This window comes from Muricauda brasiliensis (assembly GCF_003057865.1).
GTDB lineage: Bacteria > Bacteroidota > Bacteroidia > Flavobacteriales > Flavobacteriaceae > Flagellimonas > Flagellimonas chongwuensis.
Genome location: NZ_QBTW01000013.1, coordinates 91,056 through 101,980, shown reverse-complemented (window position 1 = coordinate 101,980; position 10,925 = coordinate 91,056). Strand labels below are relative to the sequence as shown.

General features: G+C 41.1%; 6 protein-coding genes. 2 read left to right on the top strand and 4 right to left on the bottom strand.

Going from position 1 to position 10,925, the window contains the following annotated elements; translation table 11 throughout:
- Both DCK90_RS10365 and uvrA read right to left on the bottom strand, forming a co-directional pair.
- A partial coding sequence (locus DCK90_RS10365; protein WP_159075808.1) for a DUF7507 domain-containing protein occupies positions 1-4,022 on the bottom strand: 4,022 nt, incomplete at its 3' end.
- A 238-nt stretch (positions 4,023-4,260) separates the two neighbouring features.
- Positions 4,261-7,038: an excinuclease ABC subunit UvrA gene (gene uvrA, locus DCK90_RS10360; RefSeq protein ID WP_108246138.1), complete on the bottom strand. Its 2,778-nt coding sequence runs from the start codon at positions 7,036-7,038 to the stop codon at positions 4,261-4,263.
- A 252-nt stretch (positions 7,039-7,290) separates the two neighbouring features.
- On the opposite strand from uvrA, the gene DCK90_RS10355 reads away from it, so the two are divergent.
- Entirely contained in the window at positions 7,291-7,875 is a 585-nt protein-coding gene (locus DCK90_RS10355; protein ID WP_108246137.1) for an RNA polymerase sigma factor, read from the top strand.
- Between the two features lie 253 nt (positions 7,876-8,128).
- Here the strand turns inward: DCK90_RS10355 and DCK90_RS10350 are convergent, their stop codons facing one another.
- Complete coding sequence (locus DCK90_RS10350) at positions 8,129-8,791, bottom strand: endonuclease III domain-containing protein (protein ID WP_108246136.1); 663 nt, start codon at positions 8,789-8,791, stop codon at positions 8,129-8,131.
- A 55-nt stretch (positions 8,792-8,846) separates the two neighbouring features.
- Between DCK90_RS10350 and bcp the strand changes: the two genes are divergently transcribed.
- On the top strand, positions 8,847-9,299 hold the full coding sequence (gene bcp, locus DCK90_RS10345) for a thioredoxin-dependent thiol peroxidase (protein ID WP_108246135.1): 453 nt from the start codon (positions 8,847-8,849) through the stop codon (positions 9,297-9,299).
- A gap of 123 nt (positions 9,300-9,422) precedes the next feature.
- On the opposite strand, the gene DCK90_RS10340 is transcribed toward bcp, so the two are convergent.
- Complete coding sequence (locus DCK90_RS10340) at positions 9,423-10,874, bottom strand: nicotinate-nucleotide adenylyltransferase (protein ID WP_108246134.1); 1,452 nt, start codon at positions 10,872-10,874, stop codon at positions 9,423-9,425.
- Positions 10,875-10,925: the final 51 nt, after the last annotated feature.

The window sequence follows — 10,925 nt, the reverse complement described above, 5'->3', positions numbered from 1 at the left end:
GTAACTGATCCAAAATCTATATCTGCCTGTGTTATTTCATATATGGCTTCATAATCCCATGTTTCTCCTATTGAAAGAATACCATCGTCATTGATATCGGTTCCAGCTATAGGTCCTGCAATAGGATCTGGAATTATTAAATTATCAACCAACTCTATGAGTTCTAGGTGAAGCTCACCAATATTGGTCACTCTGAAGGAATAACGGATTGACTCATCACAACCATCTGAATTAAGATCTGCCAAACTACCTGTTTTTATTAATGCCAGACTTGGAACCAAAGGTTCGCAGAGTTCATTTGGGACTATGGTGATTGTTTGATCGTCTTCCCAATCAACATCATCATCGGACAAATCCATTACTTGATTATTACTATCAATCACATCGCCTGTTACGATTGCTTGGTTTGTTACTGAGCCAAGGTCGATATCTGCTTGGGTGATTGCATAATATGCCTCATAATGCCAGGTTTCAGCTCCAGATAAAATGCCATCATTGCCCAAATCATCCCCAGGGATAGGACCAGGGATGGGGTTCGGCCCCAATAGGTCATCAATGAGTACTACATTTTCTATAGGTATGCCCCCTGTATTACTTACCCTAAATGAATATAGTATGGTCTCATCGCAGCCATCTTCGTTAAGGTCCATAAGCTCGCCGGCTTTGACCAATGCCAATCCTGCTGGCAGACACAATTCTGCAGGTAAATTAGTCTGGATGTTTTGGTTGTCCGCCACAGGCGTGTTGTTGCCTACGGATAGCGCGGATACGTCTGCTTGGTTAGTTACAGCCCCAAGGTCGATATCCGCCTGTAATAAAGTATATGTGGCTTGATATGTCCAGTCTTCTCCAATAGAGAGTATTCCATCATTACCGTCATCTTCACCTGGTAGTGGTTGTGCCACTTGTGGACCGACCATGTCGTCCGTGAGCACTATAGTGTGGAGGTCAACATTTCCATTGTTGGTAACGGTGAAGGTGTAGAGTATACCATCATAACAATTGTCGAAATCTACATCCACACTTGGGTCTCCGGTCTTTATCAATTCAATGGATGGCTCACAGATTTGATTTGGAATTGCAGTAATCGTAAAATCGTCCTCGGTAAAGCTGTTATCGTCCGAGAGGTCCATTGCCTGTTCCGCGGTATTTATAACATTTCCTGTGGCTGTTGCCTGATTGGACACTGAGCCTAAATCGATGTCTACTTGTTGTATTTCATAAATGGCTTCATAGCCCCATATTTCGCCAACGGATAGTATTCCATCATTGTCTACATCAAATCCTGGTAGGGGTCCCGGTATTGGATCAGGTCCCAAGAGCGGGTCAATGATTTCTATGTTTTCCAGATCTTTAAAGCCATTATTGGTCAGCCTGAAGGTATATCGGATACTTTCATCACAACCATCAGAATCAACGTCTGCAAGAACACCTGTTTTAATGAGGCCAAGGCTAGGCACTAAAGGAGGGCAGAGCGCGTTGGGAACAGCGGTAATGGTTTGGTCGTCCTCTGTGGCGCTGTTATCATCCGAAAGATCCATAATTTGTTGATTGGTGTCAGTAACATTAGCTGTTACTGTGGCCTGGTTGGAGACCGAACCAAGGTCAATGTCCGTTTGTGTAATGTCGTAGAAAGCTTCGTAGCCCCACAATTCGCCTGGGGATAGAACCCCATCGTCGCCAATATCACTTCCAGGTATTGGCCCTAGTATGGGATCGGGTCCAATTAGATTATCAAAAACCTCTATGATCTCAAGATCTTCATCACCTGTATTGATAACCCTGAATAGGTATCGGATGGTCTCGTCGCAGCCATCGGAATCAAGGTCTATGAGCGTACCGGTCTTGATTAAAGCCAGACCTGGCATACAGACTTGATCTGCTGGTAATAAGGTATCTGTTTGGGAGTCTTCAGAATTACTATCATTATCCGAAAGATCCATAATCTGTTCATTGGTATCTGTGGTAAATGCTGTTACGGTAGCTTGGTTTGATACCGAGCCGAGGTCTATGTCTGGTTGAGTTATTGTATATGAAGATTCATATACCCATATTTCTCCTGTAGATAGGATACCATCATCGTCTATATCGTACCCTGGTAGAGGGCCTGCAATAGGGTTGGGTCCTATGAGTGGATCTATGATATTGATAATTTCGAGGTCCTTGGTACCAGTATTGGTGACTTGGAATAAGTATATTATGGTCTCATTACAGCCATTTAGATCGAGATCAGCGAGGGAAGAGGTTTTAATTAACCCAATATTTGGTCCACAGATTTGATTTGGAACTGCAGTGATCGTAAAATCATCCTCGGTAAAGCTGTTATCGTCCGAGAGGTCCATTGCCTGTTCTGCGGTATTTACAACATTTCCTGTGGCTGTTGCCTGATTGGACACTGAGCCTACATCGATGTCTGCCTGTTGTATTTCATAAATGGCTTCATAGCCCCATATTTCGCCAACGGATAGTATTCCATCATTGTCTACATCAAATCCAGGTAGAGGCCCTGGGATTGGATCTGGTCCCAAGAGCGGGTCAACGATTTCTATGGTTTCCAAATCTTTAAAGCCTGTGTTGTTAAGCCTAAAGGTATATCTGACACTCTCGAAACAACCATCAGAATCAAGGTCTGCAAGTACACCTGTTTTAATAAGGCCAAGATCTGGCATTAATGGTGGACAAAGTGCATTTGGAACGGCAGTAATTGTTGTGTCATTTTCGGAGACACTGTCATCGTCCGATAGGTCCATTACCTGTTCATTGGTATCTGTGGTAAATGCTGTTACGGTAGCTTGGTTTGATACCGAGCCCAAATCTATATCTGCTTGTGTGATTTCATATGTTGCCGTATACTCCCACATTTCACCGATGGAAAGGATACCATCGTCTCCTATATCGGTTCCTGCTATGGGCCCGGGCAAAGGGTCAACGCCAAAGAGGGGGTCTACCACTTCAACAATTTCCAAATCTCCTACGCCAGTATTAATCACTCTAAATGAATATTGGATGCTCTCATTACAGCCATCGGAATTAAGGTCAACGAGCGTAGCCGTTTTAATCAGGCCTATTGGAGGACATAGAGAATAATCGATTATGGTAGGATTATCTTCATTCAGATTTACAGGGTCGGAAAGATCGGAGACCAACACATTTGCATCCATTACAGAAATTGCTTCCACATAGCCCTGAACCACTACTTGACCAGCTATTGCTTCCTCTATGGTAGGTATATATTCTTGTTTGAAAATCCATATTTCGCCCTCATCCAAAACGCCCATAGGAGCATTATCGCCTTCACTGGGAGCTATCATTTGCTCACCGTCCATACCGTATACAACAATACTTTCAAAGGTCTCCCCGGGAACGGTACTTGTGTAATGTACTTCGTAGGTAAGCGTTATATGATTACAACCGGGATCAATTCCGTTGTTTGCCGTAGGCTCACCGGTCAGAATCATATCAACACCGGACCTACAACTTAATTTGGTTGTGGTGGGTTGGTCCAAATTGATATCGGATGGGTGAGAGTCATCACTAACGGTAGTTCCGAGACCAACTACTGTTGTTTCCACATGTGCTTGGTTTAACACCGTTTCGGCAAGCAAATCGGCTTCTGTAATAGGTTTAAAAGCCTCATAGAACCAAACCTCTCCTACATCTATTTGGTTGTTGCTATTGGTGTCACCACTTACTAATGGTCCAACAGTAATATCGGGTCCCATATCAATTACCAAAGAATTCCCATCAAGTGATTCATTGTTGGTACTTGTGTTGAACACCCGTATTACATACCTTATAGTGGTACAACCTGGAGAATCGTTGTTGGGTGTCAAGGTGCTGCTTCCCAGTGTTATGGCAATTCCTGGGGCAAAAGCGTTTTCGGCTTCCAAAGACCTTGTTATGGTATTCAGAGATTTTTCATCCGAAACGCCTACTATAAAATCTATGGATTCTTGAAATTTGTCTTTTTTGGGAGCATTATCAAACAAAACCGAGATAATACCAACTAGAATAAGAAACATGAATAGGAAGTCCTGTTTCTTTACGGGGGATGATTTGGAAAAGAGCATGGCTGTATGAGTTAAGTTCTAACCCACGATATTAAGGAATCAACCTAATTATTTATTAGGTCAATTGACGGATGCCCCAAATGAATTGATATATGGGTATTATGAGTTAACCGATTTTTATACACCTTGGTATAAAATGGTCATTTTTAGGTAAAAAACACTATGCGTTTCTTTAAAGTTAGGGTAACTTTTATAGTTTTTCCCTCACATATTTTGCAGTGTAGGATTCCGTATTTTTGATGATTTCTTCGGGAGTACCTTCAATAATTAAATGACCTCCCTTTTCACCGCCTTCCAAACCAAGATCGATGATGTAATCAGCACATTTGATGAGTTCTATATTGTGTTCGATTACAATTACGGAATGTCCTTTATCTATAAGTTCATCAAAAGACTTGAGCAATTTTTTGATGTCGTGGAAGTGAAGTCCGGTCGTTGGCTCATCAAAAATGAACAATGCCTTTTCTTTAGTATGCCCTTTTACCAAAAACGAGGCAAGTTTTATACGTTGGGCCTCACCACCTGAAAGAGTAGAGGAGGACTGCCCCAACGCAACATAACCGAGGCCAACGTCCTGTAATGGCTTCAGTTTGGTTACGATTTTATCTTGTTGGTGTATTGAAAAGTGTTCAACGGCATCATCAATGGTCATATTTAGGACATCATCTATATTTTTTCCTTCAAACTGTACTTCGAGAATGTCCTTTTTGAAACGTTTACCATTACAAGCATCACACTCCAAATGTACATCGGCCATAAATTGCATCTCAACGGTAATCTCGCCTTCACCCTTACATTTTTCGCAGCGGCCACCATCTACATTAAAGGAAAAATGTTTGGCCTGATAACCTCTTAGTTTGCTTAATCTCTGTGAAGCGAACAAGCTTCGGATATCATCGTAGGCCTTTATATAGGTAACAGGGTTGGAACGTGATGAACGGCCAATCGGATTCTGGTCCACAAACTCCACATGTTTGATGTGGGCATACTTGCCTTCCATTGCCGAAAATTGACCTGCTTTTTCTCCATACCCCCCCGTTTCCTTTAATATGGATGGATACAGAATTTTTCTGACCAAGGTACTTTTTCCGCTCCCTGATACTCCTGTGATTACCGTAAGCACATTCAGAGGAAAGGTAACATCTATATTTTTAAGGTTGTTTTCGCGGGCTCCCTTAATTTGAATATAATGTTTGGAATTTCTACGCTCTTTCGGAACTGGAATTTCCATAGTTCCGTTAAGGTAAGATGCTGTTAGTGAATCCGATTTAAGGATAGCTTCCCAATCTCCGGTAGCCACTACCTTTCCGCCCAAGGTTCCTGCTTCTGGACCAATGTCAATAATTTCATCGGCCGCCTTCATAATATCTTCATCGTGCTCTACAACTATTACGGTATTTCCGAGATCGCGAAGCGATTTTAAGACCTCAATCAAATTTTCGGTGTCCCGTGGGTGCAATCCAATACTGGGTTCATCCAAAATATACATAGAACCGACCAAGCTGCTTCCTAACGAGGTGGCCAAGTTGATGCGTTGGCTTTCCCCCCCGGAAAGTGTGTTGGACTTTCTATTCAAGGTGAGATAACTAAGACCTACTTTGTCCAAAAATTCCAAACGTGTTGTAATTTCCTTTAAAAGTCTGTTTGCTATCGCCGCGTCATGTTCGGATAGTTGTAGTTCTTCGAAGAATGGAGTCAATTGATCAATAGGTAGTTCGATCAAATCTGAAATAGATTTGCCACCTACTTTCACATAATCTGCTTCTTTGCGTAATCGCCTTCCTTTACAAACGGTACATTTTGTTTTACCACGGTAACGGGAAAGCATTACCCTGTTCTGTATCTTATAGCTTTTCTCCTCCAGTTGTTCAAAGAACTTGTGGATTCCTATAAAATATTGGTTTCCGTCCCAGACCAATAGTTTTTGCTCCTCGGAAAGTTCGAACCAAGGCTTGTGAATTGGAAAATCGAACTTGTAGGCCGAATTCACCAACTGGTCGCGGTACCAACTCATGCTTTCGCCACGCCATGGAAAAACGGCATTTTCATAGACCGATAGAGCCGTGTTGGGAATCACCAAATCTTCATCAATACCTATAACATCTCCGTAGCCTTCACATTTAGGGCAAGCTCCGTATGGATTATTGAAACTGAACAGGTGAACGTTCGGTTCCAAAAACTTTATTCCATCCAGCTCAAACTGGTTGCTGAAGGTTTTTATCTCGTTAGTTTGAAGGTTCTCGATGGCACACTGTCCCTTTCCTTCAAAAAAAGCATTGTCAACGGCATTGGCCAAGCGGTTGTAGAAATCTTCATCATCCTTTACAATGATACGATCCACAACAAGGTCGAATTCCCTTCCTATATCTTCGGGAGCTTGGTCGATTCTAATAACTTCTCCGTTGTATTTGATACGCGCGTACCCTTGCTTAGAGAAGAGCTCCAACGATTTTAGCGGTTCCCGTTCTTCGGAAATAACGATAGGCGACAACAATAGGAGCTTGTCCCTTTCCTTAAGTTCTTTTATATAATTAATGACATCGGTAACGGTATGCTTCTTTACTTCCTTGCCAGAAATAGGGGATATGGTCTTCCCGATTCTTGCATACAACAACTTTAGGTAGTCATATATTTCTGTTGTGGTCCCGACCGTAGATCGTGGATTTGTGGAATTTACTTTTTGTTCAATGGCAATGGCAGGGGCTATACCTTTAATATAGTCCACCTTTGGTTTGTCCAATTTGCCCAAAAACTGGCGTGCATAGGAGGAAAGGCTCTCCACGTACCTGCGCTGGCCTTCGGCATATAAAGTATCAAAAGCCAAACTGGATTTTCCTGAACCCGATAAACCTGTGATAACCACCAACTTGTTTCTTGGGATGACCACATCTATGTCTTTAAGGTTATGCAGTTTGGCACCCTTTATGATAATATTCTGCTTGGGATCTACGTTTATATTGATTGCCATTCGTTAAAATTAGGGTCTCAAAGATACGATACGCCACACTTAATACGTATATTGCATCAGTTAACATATAAAAATCGTCAACTCACAACATAGATTTTTAGATCGCCTAGCTATTTATCTATATTTGAAGTGTAATTAAAATCCTGATAGGCCTATACAGAATAATTACTTTTTAAAGATTAAAAACTGAATAACTAAAGTCTTTCTTGGTAAAGGGGGGACTGTGATTTTAACCCAAAAAAAGTAATTTGTATGGAACAGCTACAGATTAATGACTCGATTTTAGTAAAGAACTACATTGACGGAGACGAGAAGGCTCTTGAAATTCTTATCAACAGGCACAACCAAAGAATCACCAGCTTTATTTACAGCAAAGTTTTGGACAGAGATGTCGCAGAGGACATTTTCCAAGATACCTTTATCAAGGTTATCAAAACTTTGAAGAAAGGAAGATACAGCGAAGAGGGTAAATTTCTACCTTGGGTGATGCGTATTGCGCACAACTTGGTGATAGACCACTTCCGTAAGAACAAAAGAATGCCCAAATTCGAGGGCAGTGATGACTTCAATATTTTTTCCGTTATCCATGACGAAAAGTTGAACGCTGAAAAGCAAATCATCAAAGATCAAATCGAAAGCGACCTTACCCTTTTGATAGATGAGTTGCCAGACGACCAAAGAGAAGTATTGATCATGCGTATTTACAAGGATATGAGCTTTAAAGAAATATCCGAAAACACAAACGTTAGCATTAATACAGCTTTGGGAAGAATGCGATATGCCCTTATCAACCTAAGAAAGATTGTAGAGCGCAAGAATATCGTTTTAACGAATTAATCGAGCATTACGTCGAAGCCTGCAATATTTCCAATCTAGCGCCGTTATACTATGGAAACAATTACTTACGCTAGAATATGGAAAACATTTACTCTGAAGAACAAAAATCCGTAAAAACGGTAAAAGCGAGCCAGAAAACCGTTGATTTCTTGCTTAGCTTTTCAAAATCGATTCATGTAGTTGACTACAAAAAACACCAGTTTGAAGTAACATTAAATTAATTTAAGGATCAAACTGACGAAAAGAGCCGCAATTAGCGGCTCTTTTTGTTTTTATAATATTCGTTGATCACGGTTTTCCTCCCAATCGTTTTGGTGATAATGTCCTTTTCTAAATCCCAACCCCTGGCTGGGGAATATTCACGGCCGTACCAAATAATTTGGAGGTGCAATCTATTCCAGATTTCCTCAGGGAACAATCGTTTGGCATCGCGCTCCGTTTGGACAACATTTTTTCCATTACTGAACCCCCAACGGTACATCAACCTATGGATATGGGTGTCCACAGGAAAGGCAGGGATTCCAAAGGCTTGGGAAACCACGACACTTGCGGTCTTGTGTCCCACGGCAGGTAATTCTTCCAATAAGGAAATATTTCTGGGGACTTCCCCATTATATTTTTCTATCAAAATTTTGGAAAGCCCATAAATTCCCTTCGATTTCATGGGGGAAAGGCCTACTGGCTTAATAATTTCCCTGATTTCCTCCTCCGATAGTTTTACCATATCAAAAGGGTTATCTGCTTTTGCAAAAAGCAAGGGTGTGATTTGATTTACCCGAACATCAGTGCTTTGGGCAGATAACAATACGGCAATCAATAAGGTATACGGATCTTTATGATCTAATGGAATTGGTATGGTGGGATAAAGTTCATCCAGGGTTTTGACCGTAAATTCAACCTTTTCTTGTTTGGTCATATTTGTTTAACTTTGTTGATATAAATATTAAACATTTAATTCAAGAGCAACGCACATGAATATGTTAAAAGTAGGCGATAAAGTACCTGATTTTTCAGCAAAAGACCAAGACGGGAACACAATTAATCTAAGTGATTACAAAGGAAAAAAGTTAGTGGTGTTTTTCTATCCCAAGGCAAATACCCCGGGCTGTACGGCAGAAGCCTGTAATCTTCGTGATAATTATAAGGAATTACAAGCGCAAGGCTATGAACTTCTTGGGGTAAGTGCTGATTCTGAAAAAAAACAATCAAATTTCAAGAACAAATACGAATTTCCATTTCCTTTATTGGCCGATGAAGACCATACGGTAATCAACACATTTGGTGTATGGGGACCCAAAAAATTTATGGGAAGGGAATATGATGGCATACACCGAACCACTTTTGTTGTTGATGGCGATGGCAAAGTGGAAAATCTAATAGAGAAAGTAAAGACCAAAGATCACGCTGCACAGATATTGGCTTAAAAAACGAACTATATGTCACATCGAGCGCAGTCGAGATGTCTTTAAACAGAAAAATTTAAAATTCTCGACTGCGCTCGAACTGACATTTATAAACTAAAAAAGGCGCTATATTAGCGCCTTTTCTTATTCTTTCTCTTCCAGAACTTTTCTAGTGAACAGGTTCTTTTCTTTGATGGTTTCAGCAATACCCTCTGGTAATTCCTTTTCCCAGCCTTCATCTTTATTGATGATTTTCTTGAGAACATCCCTTGAGAAAATATGCAGTACATCAGGATCGTAGTCGATAATATCCATCACCTTACCATTGTACTTGAAGAACTTGTACAATTCCTTCATCCTCGGATGAACCTTTACGTTGTTGCTGGTCAGCACTTGTCCAGTTTCGGGATCTTTCATGGGGTATAGGTAAACCTTTAAATCCTTAAAGAACAGTTTACCAAATGCCTCCAAAATACCACCACTCAAGTGACGATAGTATTTTTCATCAAATACATCCACCAAGTTGTTGACACCCATGGTCAATCCAATCTTGGCCTTGGTATAGTTATTAAAGTATTCTACCAGTTTGTAGTACTCTTGGAACTTGGAAATCAGTACCGTGTGGCCCAAAGAGCAAAGTAGCTCGGCGCGGTCCATAAAATCCTGTTCATCAATTTCGCCTGCGGCCTTTAGGTTGGATAATGTTATCTCGAACACCACAATGGCATTTTCCATATCCACCGTCTGCTCCCGAACAAAAATATCGTAGGATTTCTGGAACATGTCCATGTTCACCTTGGTAACCGGTCTAAAACTACCGCGGAGCGCCAAGATGTTCTTTTTGTAAAGTACGGCCGCCGGTAATAGGTTATTGCCATCAGGCCCGAACATCACTGCATCCGTCATATCGTTTTTAATAAGCTGAAGGCTCATCAAACGGTTATCGACATCGGCAAAATTGGGTCCTGTAAAGTTGATCATATCAATCTCCAACGTATCGTGGTCGATATGGTCATATAGATATTTTAAAAGCTTTCTTGGTTTGTGGAACTTGAAAAATGCGCCATAAATCAGGTTAACACCAAGTATCCCCAATGTTTCTTGCTGTAATCTGGCTTCATTTTGCTTAAAACGGATGTGGAGCACAATTTCATCATACTCTTTTTGATCGGGATCCAATTGAAAACGCAATCCAACCCATCCATGCCCTTTATATCTTTTGGAAAAATCGATGGTGGCAACCGTATTGGCGTAGCTAAAAAATAGATAGTCCGGGTTGCTGTCCCTGCTTATCCGTTCCTCGACCAATCGCATTTCGTGGTCCAGCATTTTCTTTAAACGGGATTGGGTAACGTAGCGACCATCTTCCTCAATACCATAAATAGCATCACTAAAGGATTTATCGTAAGCACTCATCGCTTTTGCAATGGTCCCAGAGGCTCCACCGGCTCTAAAAAAATGCCTAGCGGTTTCCTGTCCTGCGCCAATTTCGGCAAAGGTTCCGTAAATATCACGGTTTAAGTTTATCCTAAGGGTTTTGGCCTTTATGGAAGGAATATTTTCAAAAGCATTTTCTTTGCTTGGTACGGTAGGCATATCCAATTTTTAAGATGAAACAAAGTTACACTCTTCAATCAATCTATTAAA

Excerpts from the sequence above, each read along its gene's own strand:
- DCK90_RS10340 (WP_108246134.1), bottom strand. The coding sequence starts at position 10,874 with ATGCCTACCGTACCAAGCAAAGAAAATGCTTTTGAAAATATTCCTTCC.
- bcp (WP_108246135.1), top strand. The coding sequence starts at position 8,847 with ATGAATATGTTAAAAGTAGGCGATAAAGTACCTGATTTTTCAGCAAAA.
- uvrA (WP_108246138.1), bottom strand. The coding sequence starts at position 7,038 with ATGGCAATCAATATAAACGTAGATCCCAAGCAGAATATTATCATAAAG.
- DCK90_RS10355 (WP_108246137.1), top strand. The coding sequence starts at position 7,291 with ATGGAACAGCTACAGATTAATGACTCGATTTTAGTAAAGAACTACATT.
- DCK90_RS10350 (WP_108246136.1), bottom strand. The coding sequence starts at position 8,791 with ATGACCAAACAAGAAAAGGTTGAATTTACGGTCAAAACCCTGGATGAA.